11 protein-coding genes are annotated in these 15,489 nt (G+C 48.0%); all 11 read right to left on the minus strand.

Annotated elements, in window-relative coordinates; genetic code table 11:
* Window positions 1-137: 137 nt before the first annotated feature.
* Window positions 138-3,098, minus strand: a complete 2,961-nt coding sequence (locus AC5FX6_RS00810; RefSeq protein WP_493595127.1) for a T9SS type A sorting domain-containing protein — start codon at window positions 3,096-3,098, stop codon at window positions 138-140.
* 284 nt (window positions 3,099-3,382) lie between these two features.
* A complete protein-coding gene (locus AC5FX6_RS00815) occupies window positions 3,383-4,633 on the minus strand; it encodes a T9SS type A sorting domain-containing protein (RefSeq protein ID WP_493595128.1) in 1,251 nt (416 codons plus the stop codon).
* A gap of 532 nt (window positions 4,634-5,165) precedes the next feature.
* Window positions 5,166-6,230: a glycosyltransferase gene (locus AC5FX6_RS00820; protein WP_493595129.1), complete on the minus strand. Its 1,065-nt coding sequence runs from the start codon at window positions 6,228-6,230 to the stop codon at window positions 5,166-5,168.
* Window positions 6,227-7,207, minus strand: coding sequence for a glycosyltransferase family 2 protein (locus AC5FX6_RS00825; RefSeq protein WP_493595130.1), 981 nt, complete (start codon window positions 7,205-7,207; stop codon window positions 6,227-6,229). Before AC5FX6_RS00825 ends, AC5FX6_RS00820 begins: the two co-directional genes overlap by 4 nt.
* 117 nt (window positions 7,208-7,324) lie before the next feature.
* Window positions 7,325-8,356, minus strand: coding sequence for a glycosyltransferase family 2 protein (locus tag AC5FX6_RS00830; protein ID WP_493595131.1), 1,032 nt, complete (start codon window positions 8,354-8,356; stop codon window positions 7,325-7,327).
* On the minus strand, window positions 8,353-9,279 hold the full coding sequence (locus AC5FX6_RS00835) for a glycosyltransferase family 2 protein (RefSeq protein WP_493595132.1): 927 nt from the start codon (window positions 9,277-9,279) through the stop codon (window positions 8,353-8,355). Before AC5FX6_RS00835 ends, AC5FX6_RS00830 begins: the two co-directional genes overlap by 4 nt.
* Window positions 9,280-9,286: 7 nt before the next feature.
* Complete coding sequence (locus AC5FX6_RS00840) at window positions 9,287-10,294, minus strand: polysaccharide deacetylase family protein (protein WP_493595133.1); 1,008 nt, start codon at window positions 10,292-10,294, stop codon at window positions 9,287-9,289.
* Window positions 10,295-10,303: 9 nt separating this feature from the next.
* Window positions 10,304-11,917: a glycosyltransferase gene (locus tag AC5FX6_RS00845; RefSeq protein ID WP_493595134.1), complete on the minus strand. Its 1,614-nt coding sequence runs from the start codon at window positions 11,915-11,917 to the stop codon at window positions 10,304-10,306.
* 20 nt (window positions 11,918-11,937) lie between these two features.
* Window positions 11,938-13,197, minus strand: coding sequence for a glycosyltransferase family 2 protein (locus tag AC5FX6_RS00850; protein ID WP_493595135.1), 1,260 nt, complete (start codon window positions 13,195-13,197; stop codon window positions 11,938-11,940).
* Between the two features lie 11 nt (window positions 13,198-13,208).
* The gene (locus AC5FX6_RS00855) at window positions 13,209-14,501 is read right to left on the minus strand and encodes an ABC transporter ATP-binding protein (protein WP_493595136.1); all 1,293 of its coding nucleotides are present in this window, start codon (window positions 14,499-14,501) and stop codon (window positions 13,209-13,211) included.
* 11 nt (window positions 14,502-14,512) lie between these two features.
* Window positions 14,513-15,367 (minus strand): ABC transporter permease, encoded by an 855-nt coding sequence (locus AC5FX6_RS00860; RefSeq protein ID WP_493595137.1) that lies wholly within the window; start codon window positions 15,365-15,367, stop codon window positions 14,513-14,515.
* Window positions 15,368-15,489: the final 122 nt, after the last annotated feature.

A 15,489-nucleotide genomic window follows, 5' to 3' on the forward strand; every position in this document is an offset into this window, starting at 1 on the left:
TGAGGAATAGGGTAAGTTTGAACCGCCCTAAAGAGTTTATAGTAAGGTGAATAGCGGTAGCAGATTATAAGTTCTGTGCCTGACTTATAAGGCGGAAGGGGAGGATTTACCTACCCTTCCGCTTTGTTCAATCAGATTTATTTAGCGAGGATCAATTTTAGCGTTTTGGTAGAGCTTTTTGTCTGAAGTTTAATGAAATACATTCCTTTAGGGAGGTTGGTCCCATCTACTTCCAGCCTGTTCATCTGCCCTGCAAGTGTGTTGCCTTTCTGTAAAGTAGACACCAGCATACCCTTGGCGTCATATAAGCTGACGGCATAGTCACTCGCTTCCTGGAGAGAGAAATTCAGTGTGGCAGTATGTGTAAAGGGGTTAGGGAACACCTTGAGCTCGTCAGTCTGGAGCTCTACCTGCTCTAAGCTAGCTGAAGAGCTTGCCGTTAAACCGGATGAGATTATATTGAAAGTAATGATCAGCGGCGTTCCGGCTGCCCCAGTGCCATTGGCCTGGGCGTAGGGCGTTGCCTTGAGGGTGTAGGTGCCGTTTGCCGGCGGGTTCCAGTTGCCGTAGTAGTAGTTGCCCCTGCCGTCGTCGCCGTGCAGGGCGTAGGGGGCGGCGTTGTCGGTGTAGTTCCTGGACTGGGTGCCGCTGAGCTCAAACCTGACGCTGCCCACCGTGCCGGGCGAGGTGTTGGCCCGGATGTTGAGCTTGGCGCTCGAGAGCTGGGAGAGGTTGACGGTGGCCCCGTCGGTGAGCTGGAAGTGGTCCTGCTCGGTGTGGGAGTTGACGAGCGTGAAGCTGACCACCTGCGGCTGGCTCGTGGTGGCCGTGAAGGTGGCCGTCACGGCCCTGCTGCGGTCCATGGTCAGCGAGAGCGGGTTGGCCGCGCCCGAGGCGTCGCCGCTCCAGCCGGCGAACTGGAAGCCCGGGTCCGGGTTGGCCGTCAGGGTGACGGTGCTGCCGGCCGCGTAGGTGGCCTGGTCCGGGCTCTTGCTCACCGCGCCGCTGCCCGAGGCGCTGACCGTCAGGCTGTATTGCTCGCTCGGAGCTTCCTTATCTACAATATTAAAAGTAATGGTGAGCGGCGTGCCGGCTGCCCCAGTGCCATTGGCCTGGGCGTAGGGGGTCGCCTTGAGGGTGTAGGTGCCGTTTGCCGGCGGGTTCCAGTTGCCGTAGTAGTAGTTGCCCCTGCCGTCGTCGCCGTGCAGGGCGTAGGGGGCGGCGTTGTCGGTGTAGTTTCTGGACTGGGTGCCGCTGAGCTCAAACCTGACGCTGCCCACCGTGCCGGGCGAGGTGTTGGCCCGGATGTTGAGCTTGGCGCTCGAGAGCTGGGAGAGGTTGACGGTGGCCCCGTCGGTGAGCTGGAAGTGGTCCTGCTCGGTGTGGGAGTTGACGAGCGTGAAGCTGACCACCTGCGGCTGGCTCGTGGTGGCCGTGAAGGTGGCCGTCACGGCCCTGCTGCGGTCCATGGTCAGCGAGAGCGGGTTGGCCGCGCCCGAGGCGTCGCCGCTCCAGCCGGCGAACTGGAAGCCCGGGTCCGGGTTGGCCGTCAGGGCGACGGTGCTGCCGGCCGCGTAGGTGGCCTGGTCCGGGCTCTTGCTCACCGCGCCGCTTCCTGATGTGCTTATGGCTAATGTATACTGTGTAGTAGGCGCTTCAACCGTATTAAAACTCCAGACAGATGACCAGTTACTGTTCCCTGCTGCATTTGAAGCCCTTACTCTCCAGTAATAGGTCGTATTGTGGCTCAAACTGTTGATCGAAACGGAGGTACTCTGAATATTGGACTGGTTAAACACTGTGCTTGAAAAGCTGGAAGTAGTAGAAACCTGCGCCTGGTAAGAGCTTGCCCCTTCCGATGCACCCCAGCTTATACCTACTGGTAAATTCAAATCAGCCGCATTGTTAGCGGGTGAAGCCAGGATCGGAGTAGATGGTGGGGAAATTGTAAACTGATCGCTGGCCAGCACACCGACAACACTAGAGCTACTGGTTGCCATAACTACGACATCCGATGTGTAATTGTCTTTACTGCTGGTGGCATCATTGTAATTGCCACTCATCAGCGTCATCTGTGAACTGAAACTGATGTTGGAAGTTGAGGCTTCTTTGTACAGGATGTTACCACCATTGTTAGAGGAGGTATAGATGACCTTTACTTTGCCGATCGACTCGTTCAGGATTACGATAGGGCGTGTGCCTCTATCGGTTACGTTATACAAATTATCCCATGATCCATTAGGTCTGCGGACAAGGAGTGCTATTTCAGGGTAGCTCCTGTTTCCATACTCTGTTTTAACTGCGCAATAGAGAGTACCGTCACTGGCTATGGCCATATTCAGGTGATCATCAGCCATCCCACCGCCTACATTCTGAGCTGATTGCGAGGCTGGTACTTCGTCAGCAGACCAGTTTCCCGGAGAGTCGCCGTCCTGATGCGTTTTAAACCCAAACCTTTGTGTATTCTGGTTTGACCAAAGCACACCTATTTTTCCAGGCATGGCGATCACTGCACATATATCATCGTCAGTTACACCGGTGGCAATTGTAATAGGAGAGCTCCAGTTGGTATAAGGTGAATCACTCCATCGTACGTTTATATCACTCACACCAGCTGATGCCAGCCACATTCTGCCTGTACCGTCAATGTCAATAGTTGCTGTTTCCACTCCCTGGTCCATTGTGAGGCCAACCGTAGAAGTTCTTCTGGACCAAAGCCTGTAGGTATTCTGTGTGTAATCATATTCTACAGACGCCATTTGGGAGGAGGCGCCCTGGTAAAGCAGGATATGGGTTACATCTCCTGCTACTTTGCAATCGGCTTTAGAGGTAGTGCGTGTCGTGAGTCTGAGTATGTTAGTCCAGCTTGTGCCGTCTAATCGCCACAGGTGCGTACCGCTGGAGTTAGGGAACACGGCCCACCATTTACCGGCATGTTTCCATGGTTTAGACTGTGGCTTTTCGCCTGTGCTGGTAGTAGTTGACTGTGGGTTAAGATTTTGAATAGAACTAAAGCCCGCTGACTGCTGGGCAACAGCTTGAATGCTAAGGAAAGCTGAGAAAAACAGAAGGAAGGTAAACTTAATATTCATTTTCATAGGATAATGTAATGGGAAATAGAATTTAGAGAGTGATGGGCAGGGGAGTCGCAAAATCTGATAAAAGAGCATCTGTTATCTTCAATTATCAGATTAAGCCAGTGTAGGGCGTAGTATTAGTATGATTAAATCAAAATAAAGTTGTGTTTATTTGTCTGTTTTTAGTGAGGGAGGATCATTTTTAAGTATAAGTACTTGTATCACTATGGCGTCTAGTGAATTATACTTAAAACAGAATAACTTAAACTTAAGGGTAGTTCGTTGTATGACAGGGTTGAATAATCCTATCTCTCTTGGATTACTTTAAGTGCTCTGACGTTATTACTGGTTTGTAACCTGACCATATAAAGACCTCTGGCTACATCTTTCAAGTCAACGGTGTTCAGTTCACCTGCCTGTGCTTTGCCTTTGCTGAGCGTCGCTATTCTGGCTCCCTTACTGTCAAAAAGCAGGAGTTCATAGTCATCGTCTTCCTGGAGTGTGAAGTAGATGGTGGTTTTAGTAATAAAAGGATTAGGGTATACAACAAATGACCTGAAAGATGGCACCAGATCAGGACATTTGACTAATGAAGGTGCGCCATTCCCGATAAGTACACCATGGGCATGGGTCCTGGTAGAGGCCAGAATAGCGACCTCTGATTTAAACGCAGCTTTGCTACTGGTAACATTATCAAATTTACCGCTCATCAGCACCGTTTGAGCACTAAACTCGATATTGGTGAGGGAGGTAGCTCTGTACAAAATATCTCCCCCATCCTCTATGGATGAGTAGAAGACCATGAGTCTGTTGAGTGTTTCATCTAATAGTGCGATTGGGCGCGTGCCTTGTTCTGAAATCCCGTACAAGGGATCCCATTTGCCGGAAGGGCGACGTACTAATAGCGCAATAGTTGGGTAACCGGGTGTGTCATAGCTTGTTTTAACGGCACAGTATAAAGTACCGTCCCCTGCCACTGCAAAGTTGACATGGTCATCCGCGATACCTTTACCTACATCAAAAGACGAGTGAGAGGCAGGCGTTTCATCTGCGGACCATTGGGTAGGAGGGGCTCCATCCTGGTGTGTTCTGAAGCCAAATCTCTTGGCATTTTGATTCGACCAAAAAACCCCGATTTTGCCCGGTAAGGAAACTACAGCGGCAATGTCATCATTCTTCACGCCTGAAGCGAGCGTAATAGGTGAACTCCATGAGGTATAAGGGGCATTGCTCCAACGCACGTTTATTTTCTTTACTGCATCTGAAGCCAGCCACATTTTACCAGTGCCGTCTATATCAATGGAAGCAGTCTCCACACCGTTGTCAAGTTTGATCTCAACTGTTTCTGGTCTTTGGCTCCAGCGTTTATAAGTGTTTTGTGACTCATCATATTCGATGGACACCAGAAATGCTCTGTTATTCTGGGAGAGAGTAGAGTCCTCAGCTTCTGAAACGATGTTAGTAATGGGGGTTATTTCTTCGAAAAGCAGCACATGTACAACAGCGTTCTCTACTTTGCAATCTGCTTTGGTTACTGTGCTTGAGGAGAGTGTCATAACACGAGTCCAGCTATTGTCATCAAGCCGCCATAAATGGGTTCCGCTGGTGTCTGGAAGCACAGTCCACTGGGAGCAGGCATAACTCCATACTTTAGACTGGGGTTTCTCACCTGTGTTTTTTGTTACAGCAAGCCTATTCAGCCTTTCAACAGAGCTTATTCCTTGAATTTCCTGCGCAGACAAGGCTATTGAGAAGAAGGATGTAAATAAAAATAATACAGTAATAAATTTATTCATAAAATCCCTGATAAGCCCACAATCAGTAGAGGATAAGCGGTTTATATGAACTTACCCTGCCCCACAAGTTTATCTATATACCCATCTGCCTACAGTAAGTGCAGCTGTGACTCTGTTATCGATGAAATCAGCAAAGCTTCCTGGCCAGCGTGAATTCATCTAACTATTCTAGTATAGTATATATGTTAATTATGATAATAAGTTGTATTTAGAGGGTGCTAAATTTCTAATTCAGGATATTTTTATATAATGATGTTGTGAAGGCTGGGAGGGGAGTATTTTTTACAGGAGCTCAACCGACAGTTTGCATACCGACCAGTACATTTACAAGCTTATCTTTTCTGATTCTCTGGAGATTTTCCTGGCTGAACTTCAAAATTGTGATGAAGTTTTGCTCCATGTTTTTGTGATTCTTAAAACTGTATAGCTTTGTTTTAAGCGATACCAGTTTAATCGTGTTCAGTTTAGCTGCTTCTGAATCAGCTGGCAGGTATAGTTTAGCTGCGCAAAGGGGTAAGGACTTCACGATGTAAGATCCCACGATGCGCAAGCACATCAATTGAAAAGCAATCCTGGTTCTTGTGCCCATGTTCACATGGATTCGGTAAGGCATGATTACCTCGAAGCAACGGGCACCTTCTGATATGAAACGGATAAAGTAATTCCAGTCAAGTCGGGCTGTTGGCATGAAGTGCTTAAACTTAAGTTTTTCCTCATACCAAATAGTGTAGCCAGCCATGGCGATCGCATAACAAAGCTCATAATCGCCGCCTGCGGTAAGTGTGCCAGCCATGCGATCGGTCAGCAGTGGCTTGAAGCCTGCGTATAATAGCGTGTCATAGGCAGATTTTCGGATGACACAGCCTGCACCGTATACAAACTGCCTGCTCACCGGGCCAGACCTCTTCGCCTGAGGACCGTTTGCGAAGAAGCCATGGCCTATCGCCCATTTAGGGGGAGGAGACTCAAACACAAGTTCACCGTTGCCACCGAGCACACCTATTTCCGGATGCTTTGTCATAAGGTGGTACGCCAGATTCAGGTAATCCGGGCAGAGCCAGTTATCATCGTCACAGAAGAGGACGAATTCATATTTAGCATGATCCAATGCGAGTTCACGGGCGTATGTCAATCCTTGCTTCGGCTGGTGAAGCAGCCTTAGTTTGGTGGGCTGTCCCTGCTTTTCCCACTCCTCGAGTACAACTTCGGAAGTGTTGTCAGTAGAGGCGTTATCAATCACAAGTACCTCCCAGTTTATGTGTGGTTTTATACGCTGTTTTGCAATGTGACAGATTGTTTCAGGAAGAAGCGCCGCCCCATTGTAGGTGCAAACCACAATCGATATACCTAACCTCATATCTTACTGAATTTTAATGTAACGTAAAGTTTTGCTGCCATCAGATAGATAAGGGGACTGGAATGGAAATGCAGCGCATTTTTGATATGAGTCTCGACTAGCGGTTTGTTTCGCAGGCTTTGCCACAGACGAGCTGCAATGTTAAGCGCATAGGTAGCATAGTATTCTTTTGATCTGCGAAGTATGCGCTGCCGCTTATGCGCAGGAAGATGGTTTTGAATAAGCAGCATAACCTTGTTCAGATCCGCCAGATGCTCACCTTTCAAAAACTTACTATTTGTAATAGAAGTCGTGTGTTGTCTGTATTCCGCCAGTGTGAGCGGGGTATAAGCCACAGGGTAATGGCGTGCTATCCGAACCCACATTTCCCAGTCCTCTCCATAGTTTACACCATAAAATGCCCCTAGGTGTTCATAAACTTCTCTCCGCACGGTAATAGCGGCATATTGTATCAACTGTTTTTCTCCAATCCTTGTAAGCCAGTTTGGTAAAATACCATCCTGCCGCATTTCCTGCTTCTTTCGGGATATGACTTCTCCTTGCTCATTTATGCTGCAATACCCGCTAAATGCAGCACCTGCCTCTGGAAACCGCTCAAAGAGTTGCGCAATTCTGGAGTAATAGCCGATCCTGACTTTATCATCACCATGCAGCAGGTGAACCAGCTTTCCCTTTGAGCGGTTGATGCAGGTTTCGAAATTCCGGAGACTGCCTACATTATAAGGTTGCCTGAAATATCTGACGCGCCCTTTGCCTACTTCAAGAACCAGCTGTTGGATGTCTGCATCAGTACTGGCATCATCGATCACTTCTATCTGCATCTGATGTTCAGGTATACCTTGTGCCAATACACTATTGAGTGTATCAGCAAGATAAGAAGCACCATTGTAGACAGGTATCATCACAGACCATGTAGGTCTGTTATCTATACCTGAGAGGGGGGCAATAGAAGGAGGAGAGCTAGGTATGCTAAACATAAAGTAAACTGTCAGCTTATAAGTAATTCTTCTTCGTTGTATTATTAATACGGATTTTTATTTAATTTAATAAGATAAAATGTGATTATTTTAAAGTTAAATTAATGGTGAATTGAATCAAAGCACAGGGTCGCCAATAAGCTTTTTTTTCAGTAAGGATTTGAATCCTTTTGCCAGGTTGCTTAGTGGTTCCAGTTTTAACCGGAACAATAATTGGCTGTGCAAGGGAAGGTTTTTGGACAGGGCAGCGATTATAAATTCGCGCTTATACCGGGCTGCAAGTTTTACACTGTCTGCCTGCAGATTTAGATTATGCTTATTTAGGATGCATTCAGTTATATAGTCGAGCTCCCTGACGCAGCTAATGAACTTATTAAGGTCCTGCTCGGCGATCAGGGGCTCGAAGTTGTGCCGGTAGCATTCGATAAAACTGCTTGGTAAGGTATAGTGGTTGCCAGCAAAGTAGCGGAGATTGCGCAGCACTTGTTCCTGCTGTGCCCATTCGTACTCCTCCTTCTTGAGGACCTGGTGCAGGCTTTGGTCTGTGACTCTGTAATCCAGCAGAACCTCGGGCAGATTATAAAATTTATACCTTCGGGTAAGTTGCCAGAATAACTCGAAATCCTCTGAATATGTTGCCGTATACAGGTTGACGTGCTGCACGGCTTCCTTTCGATACATGACAGTCGGGTGGTAGATCCAGCAGATGAAAGTTAGGTTATAGTAAAAGTGCTCACTCCTGATCTTATCCTGTCTGATGAAACGGCCATCCTCGCCGATCACCCTTACCATAGACGACACCAGGGCACAGTCAGGGTTTGACTGCATGTAAGTATACTGTCTCTCCAATCTGTCAGGGTAACTGATGTCATCCGAGTCCATTCGGGCTATCAGACTGGTTTTAGCCAGGCTTATACCTTTGTTTAAAGTCGCAGAGATCCCCATATTCGTTTCGTTCAGGTATAGCCTGATGCGGGAATCGTCATAAGACTGAATAATAGAAACACTGTTATCAGAAGAGCCATCATCTATGATAATGAACTCAAACTCTTCGAAGGATTGCAGCAGTATACTGTCAATGGCTTCTGCCAGAAAATTCCCGGCATTGTATACCGGCATCAGGACCGTAAGCTTCGGCGGTGTCATCATTTCACGAACGATCTGAAACCTTTTTTGAGAATTCCTTTCACCTTGGATGGGATCGTGACTGCTGCAAAATAAAAGCGAGGATACCGGTAAGGTATAAGGGCTTTCTCCAGTAAATGTGCTGTGGTGGTGTCGTCAAGGTGTAACTCCTGCAAGTAGTGCTCCAGCCATTCTAGAAAATAGCGGCGCACCTCGTGGTAATGACCGTCTGATTTTACTTGCTGTACAATAGAACCTGTACGCTGGCGGTACTTATTCTGGCAGGCAGACGAGATGTATACCTTTTCGCGCAGGTATATTTTATGAAGGAACGCCTGATCTTCATACAACTGGTACTCCTTCGTAAAAGACTCTTCAAAGCCACCTGCGCGGTTAATGGCTTCTTTGGTTAGTATAAGGCCTGATGGGCAGGGGGCGGCGCCTGTGTGAAGCGGGTATAAGTACGAAGTCAACTCTCCCGGCGCATATGCCCTGTTCTGCGGTGCGCCTATAGGTATAGCGATATCCTGCTGGTCAGCGTGTTCCCAGCTATACCAGTATGAGGAAGCCTCTGCCACCATAGCAATGTCTGCCTCTGTTCTAAATAGAGCTACCTGCTGTGATAGCTTTTGAGGAAGCCAGATATCGTCCGCATCCAGGAAAGCTACCAGTTCGCCTCGTGCCTGGCTTATACCTGCATTACGGCTGGCGCTGAGGCCTTTATTTATATGACCAGCATGCTCATAGTAGTATATTTTGCCAGGGTAACGCAAGGCATACTCCTGTGCAATGGTGGTGCTATGGTCAGTTGAGCCGTCGTCAACGAGTAACAGCTCCCAATTCGGGTAGTCTTGCTGCAGGACACTCTCAATGGCTTCCTCCAGGAATCTCTCCTCATTGAGAAAGGCCGTGATGACTGAGACCAGGGGTGTAGGGTTTGTATGCATAGCGCTGTTAGGTTATGGCCCATTGCTTCAGGCTGGTGGCAAATGCTGCTCCTGTCACATCATGCACCTGAAACCTACCCATGCGGTGCTGATGTGTTCGCTTGGTCACAGGGTCGCTTTCTGTCGTAAATGCTGCATCAAAAGAAACGGCTTCCGCGGCATGCAAGGTGACTGTATTGTAATGGCCATAAGGGTAGGCTAACAGCGAAACACGGCAGCCTGTTATTTCCTGAAGCACATCTCTGTTGTCAGCTATTTCTTTTTTCTGGTAATCGAAGTCATGGTGCCCTAAAGCCGGGTGGGTCATGGTATGCGCTCCTATACTAAACAGGGATTGCTTAGCCATTTTCGTAAGCTGGCCGACAGTCATGCTTTTGTAGGCGGGGCGAGGCAGAACGTCCGATTTTGCCCAGTCCCGGACTTGCTGCATTACGTGCTGGATTTCGCTTTCAGTCATTACTTGTAATGTCGACCACAGGGCTAGGAAAAGCTCACTACGCTTGGTTGGAGGTGTATTAGAAGCAGCTTTCCAATGCATGTGTTGCTGTGTCAACGACTCAGTGAGTTCCTCTTCCTGACTCAGATCCTTTAGGATCTTTATTCCTTTCACCTCCAAGCTAAAGACAGCGGGTAAGTGCGGTGTGTGAAGTATGAGGCTCTCCAGCTCATCCCACCAGAACTCCTGCTCTTTGCCTATGTTGCAAGTCGTCACAAAGAAGGTAGCCGGTATCTGATACTTTTCCAACAGCGGTTTTGCTGTTTCATAATTATCGATGTAGCCGTCATCAAACGAAAGGGCGATGAGACGTTTCCTGCGTCCGCTTTCCCTTGATCTGGCGGCAAGTTCCTGAAGCGGCACCACTTCCCCCGTCTCTTTCAAGACCTGCAGCTGTTCTTCAAAATTTGCAGGGCTCACAGCAAGATCCCATATATCATCTTCCTGCGCCGCTATACGGTGGTACATCAGCACAAGCGCTTTCGGCTCCAGGTAGTTTTTGATAAATCGGCGAATCATAGATATGCGCTACTGCTTTTGGGCTTTTACTGTCACAATGACTTGGTAGTGGGGGTCATGAAAATTGAGTTTTGAGGGGGGGACCTCCTGTAAACCCATGCCATACAGAAAGGCGGCGGCCGTCAGCACATTGCCATAAGTGCCAACCGTGACCTGACTTTCCGGAAAAGTCTCCTCCATGACTTTGCGCATGGCCTTGTCTGTAAAAGACCAGTACCAGGTCGCCTTCCATTCTCCATGGTCAATCGGCGTTATACCTGGCACAGTAAGCAACAGTACCCCACCAGACTTCAGGATCCTATGGCAGGTTCTAAGCGCCGATTTAAAGTCATAGATCAGGTGTAGTGTCTGTGTGAGTATGATACAATCAAAGGTATTGTCAGGTAGGTGGGGAGCATCACTTATATCGCCGATGTAGGTGGCCGCTTTATTGGTTTCGTCCACGTGCAGTATATCGCTTTTGGTGACCTGCTTTCCTCCAAACTGCATCGTATAGGCATTGTCGCCGATTTCAAGCACATTGCCCCGAACATGCTGCGATGCATTGGTAAGGAAATCCTCAATATAATGGCGGTCCACAGGCCCTCCACGGTCATAGCCAAATTCTTTGCTAAATGGCGTGACTCTGTCGAAGTCCCCTAATGCCACTGTGCCTGGAGCAGGTATATGATTGTTGTACAAGCCCATGCTGTGCAGCATTCTGAGTGTGAAGGCTGGCGCGTACTGTTTGACTTTAGCTTTGAACATGGTTGTGTTTTTTTTCAGGATGTATTTATAGTAGAGTGGCGGTCTGTACTGCTTTAGTAGTTGCAAGCCTTCTGTAGAAGCAGGAGCTTTGTGTTGCTGCAGGCTTTTTATTAACTCCGAGCAGTAGTAATTTTTCCATACTTCCTGTCCTCTTTGATAAGCCTTGTGTTCATTCTGAGACGTTAGTTCTTTTTTCTGACGATCTAATACGCCCAGCACGCCACCCAGCATTGCCGGGATGTTGTTTGACATGTTGGCTGTATGGATTCGATAAGCCGCGATCCTGTCCTGGTGATGAAAAACCGGATACTTTCGGGCCACCTTAAGGTATAGGTCATAATCCTCACAGTTTCGGAGCATGGTATCGTACTGAAATTCAGAGAAAACCCATTTTCGGAAAAGCACAGTTGAGATCATGCCAATATAGTTGCCCTGGAGCAGGTGTAGGTAGTGGTCAGCACTAACTTGGATCGCCTCTTCTTTCACCAACCCTTCCTCTACATATACTTTGTGATGGGCTCCTGACACAAAAGCAAGTTCCTGCTGCTGCTGCAGGTAGGCTACATTGGTCGCGATAGCTCCCGGAAGTAGCCAGTCGTCCGCATCCAGAAAAAGCAGAAAGTCACCGGAAGCGTTTTTTATTCCTGTGTTCCTGGCTGATGAAAGGCCTTGGTTGGGCTGATATACATAGATAAGTCCGGTATAGGCAGCCGCTACTTCTTTGGTCTGGTCAGTAGAGCCATCGTCCACTACCACCACTTCTACTGCAGGGTAATTCTGTGAGAGCACACTCTCGACTGCCCCAGCCAAAAAGTGGCCCTGGTTGTAACACGGGATTACAACGGATACCAGAGGGCTCGACTGCGGGTTTGCCATGCTCATACCTGCTAATGCTATTATTTAGAATGCTGCTGTCTGTTTTTGAAGTAGTAAGTCAGACCGGATAAAACCCCGAGCATCTCTACAAACAAGGTTTTATGTCGATAGCGGTAGTGAGGGAAGCCTGATTTGAGAAGCTGCACGTATTGCTTAGGCAATCGCCAGAATAAATGTCTGATATAGCCCGCCTTTTGTTGGCGCTGCTGGATCATGGCTGCGGCGGCATGCCCCCGCATGTAGTAGAAGATTTGCTTTTTTAGACCTTCAATTTCCCGGCGGTGCTCATGAAAGGCGACAGCTCTTGGGTTATAGTGGATGGTGTGGCCGTTTATCAGAATCCGATACCACATTTCCGAATCACCACTGCAGCCGGCAGCCCCAACATCCAGGAGTTCATCAAAGTATCCCACTTGCTCAAATATTTCCTTCCGGAAGGCCATATTGGCGCCCGCCCCGATTACCCAGACCGGTGGGCCGTGCTGTAAAGTAGACTGTATAAATGCGGGTGTATAATATATATCGGTATAGCCCCGGTTAAAACTCCAGTGCTTCTCAAATATGTATTGGGCCTCTGTTTTCAGTTCGGAAGCAATCACCAACCCGGTCATGGCTGCTATACCTGGATCCTGGAATGTCTTCCATACCTGGTATGCCCATAGTGGATGGACAGCTACGTCATCGTCCACGTAAGCGACAACGGAAGTATCTGCTTGCTTTGCCCCTGTGTTTCTGGCAATATCAAGCCCCGTACGAGGCTCTCTTACATAAGTCACCCCTTCAAACTGCTGCACAACTGCTTTAGACGCCTCATCAGATGGTGCATTATCAATCACAATGATCTCTTGCGGACGGCAGGGCAGGTTCAAAAGCATTTGCAGACAATTTTGCAGATGATTTGGCCTGTCACGGGTGCAGATGATAGCGGATATTGCTACTTTTTGAGGTATTGCATCCTGGGAAACAGGAGTAAACATGTTGTTCATCCAGGCTTCCCATGCTTTGAAGTCCCTACTGTAGATCCATTCTTCCCAGGCCGTCATATTTGCCAGGCTACCATCTGCATAATAAGTTAAAGCAGGCTTGATCGCTTCTGTCAGACTTTTGAAGTAGGCAGGTTCCGATAGACTTCTATTAGGGGAAACGAAAAGATGACCAAGCGCTACATCACGCCACCAGAATACGAGATATTCACCCTGGTCATGCGTAGTCAGTGAAGGGACAGCTATGCCTTCGTTGAGGTAGATGTGACGAATATGGTAGGGTAGATGTCTGCTCATAGAGGTTAAATTTATAGTCCCACTTGCGGAATCATGACTTCGGCCTGTCTCAGTTGAATGGGAAACTGTGGACGTACTGCGCCCCACCATTTGCCATACCACTGAATGCTTTCGCGGTAATCCTCCAGTTCGAACCGAAGACACTCTTCGAAGTAATAAAGCGCCGTGGAAGTATCACGCACGATGATGACAGAGATGTAATATGAACCGTCATTAAGGAAATTGCCGGGGATCGTGCATTCGCCCTCTACCAGTCCTTTTTCGCAGGCGATGGCAGGGGAGGGGAGGTCAAAGATGCATTCTCCGCCAGCTGTGAACAAATGTACCCCAATACTCAGCACGGCCTCATCGAGCATGTTCCAGAACTGTATTCTGACCTTTAGCGGTGTGCGAATATCCAATGGCGTATCGGGAGACACAAGCTGTGGCTCAAGCGCTACGGAGCGTATTCGAACTGAGTCATTTCCGGGTGCTTCCTCAGGTGTAAGCCATACCTGTTGGAGGTGAGCATCCTGGGTGCTGGTCAGGTATTTATTTACAATGGCAGTTGAAGGTCCGAATGCCTGCATTTCTCCCTGGTTCAACCACACAGCTTTGTCGCACAGATTTTTGATAGCCTGCATGCTATGACTCACAAAAAGGATAGTTCTGCCATCAGCCTTTGAGACTTCCCGCATTTTACCCAAACACTTTTTTTGAAAATCGGCGTCACCAACGGCCAACACTTCATCTACGATCAGAATATCGGGTTCCAGATGGGCCGCTACAGCAAATGCCAGACGTACATACATACCTGAAGAGTAGCGTTTGACTGGAGTATCAATGAACTGCTCAACTCCTGAGAAAGCAACGATCTCGTCAAACTTACGCTTGATCTCAGGCTTGCTCATGCCTAGTATATAGCCACTGATGTAGATGTTCTCTCTGCCGGTGAGCTCCTGGTGGAAACCTGTGCCCACTTCCAGCAGACTGCTGACCTTCCCTCTGCCTCTGACTGTGCCATGTGTAGGGCGAACAATGCGTGAAATAATTTTAAGCAGTGTAGACTTCCCCGAGCCGTTTTTGCCAATGATGCCTATGGCTTCACCATGTTTCACTTCCAGATTGATGTTCTGCAGCGCCATGATTGTTTCGGCTGAGGCTTTGGGGGCAGCCCCATGATTAAGCTGGAAAAATGGATCTTCTTTGCGAAGGACGTTGGCGGTCCACCAGCGCTGTAAATCCTGCCTGAACGAGCCAGTGCCGATCACGCCAAGGCGATACATCTTATAAAGGTTTTCTATTTCAATTACGGTCTCAGACATAGCGCTCGGGTTTAAACTACATCGATTAATTTGTCACCCTGCTTATTAAACAGCAACATCGATCCGGTGAGTAGCACGAGTGTAAAACCCAGGCTATAGAGGAAGTGGGATACGGTGATGGTGCCCTCACCCAAAATAGATAGGCGGAAGAGTTCGAATACAGGGGTGATCGGGTTTAGCTCTACTAGCCAGCGTGTGTTCTCTGGCACCGCAGACAATGGGTAAATAACCGGCGTGACAAACATGAGCAGCCTGATGCCAAGCGATACGAGGTTAGACATATCGCGATACTTAGCGGTAAGGATAGAGAATAGCAACCCCATGCCCAGGCTGATAGCCGCTGTGAGCAGTATGGCTACCGGAAATGCCAGAAGCCAAGGGCCTGTTTGCAACGTTAGTTCGGTGGTGATGCTGTAATAAGCAACAATAGCTACCAGCATAAGGAACTGCATACCAAAGCGCAGTAGTTGCGTGCCGATGACCGATATAGGCATGATAATGCGGGGAAAGTATACTTTGCTGAAAACCTGAACATTCTCTTTGAACGTACTGGCTGTACCTGTAAAGCTGTCGCTTAAGAAGTTCCAGAGAACGATACCTGCTGCATAAAACAATACGGGTGGCAATGTGCCAGTAGAAATACCTGCAATCTTATGAAAGACTACTACAAAGGTGACTAGCGTCAATACAGGTTGAAACAGAATCCAGATCGGTCCTAGTACAGTCTGTTGGTAGTTCAGTATAAAGTTGCGCCTTACTAGACCAATAAGCAGGTGGCGGTAGGACCAAAGCTCTCTTAAGCTGTGATTCCAAACGCTTGTCTTGCTACTGATCTCCCATTCCCACACACTAGTAGCTATAGGCATATTTCAAAAATTTATAATAATATAACTATAATTACTCAAAATCGGCTAAAATGTTATGATCATTTGCTACTAAGTATCTCTCATTGTGCAAGTGCTCCAGCATGGATAGCATATGTTGCAGC

It is taken from the genome of Pontibacter sp. LHS2 (assembly GCF_058932845.1).

Bases quoted from the DNA above. Each gene is read 5' to 3' on its own strand.
- AC5FX6_RS00835 (WP_493595132.1), bottom strand. From the start codon at position 9,279: ATGCATACAAACCCTACACCCCTGGTCTCAGTCATCACGGCCTTTCTC.
- AC5FX6_RS00860 (WP_493595137.1), bottom strand. From the start codon at position 15,367: ATGCCTATAGCTACTAGTGTGTGGGAATGGGAGATCAGTAGCAAGACA.
- AC5FX6_RS00820 (WP_493595129.1), bottom strand. From the start codon at position 6,230: ATGAGGTTAGGTATATCGATTGTGGTTTGCACCTACAATGGGGCGGCG.
- AC5FX6_RS00840 (WP_493595133.1), bottom strand. From the start codon at position 10,294: ATGATTCGCCGATTTATCAAAAACTACCTGGAGCCGAAAGCGCTTGTG.
- AC5FX6_RS00810 (WP_493595127.1), bottom strand. From the start codon at position 3,098: ATGAAAATGAATATTAAGTTTACCTTCCTTCTGTTTTTCTCAGCTTTC.
- AC5FX6_RS00855 (WP_493595136.1), bottom strand. From the start codon at position 14,501: ATGTCTGAGACCGTAATTGAAATAGAAAACCTTTATAAGATGTATCGC.
- AC5FX6_RS00815 (WP_493595128.1), bottom strand. From the start codon at position 4,633: ATGACACTCTCCTCAAGCACAGTAACCAAAGCAGATTGCAAAGTAGAG.
- AC5FX6_RS00830 (WP_493595131.1), bottom strand. From the start codon at position 8,356: ATGATGACACCGCCGAAGCTTACGGTCCTGATGCCGGTATACAATGCC.
- AC5FX6_RS00845 (WP_493595134.1), bottom strand. From the start codon at position 11,917: ATGGCAAACCCGCAGTCGAGCCCTCTGGTATCCGTTGTAATCCCGTGT.
- AC5FX6_RS00850 (WP_493595135.1), bottom strand. From the start codon at position 13,197: ATGAGCAGACATCTACCCTACCATATTCGTCACATCTACCTCAACGAA.
- AC5FX6_RS00825 (WP_493595130.1), bottom strand. From the start codon at position 7,207: ATGTTTAGCATACCTAGCTCTCCTCCTTCTATTGCCCCCCTCTCAGGT.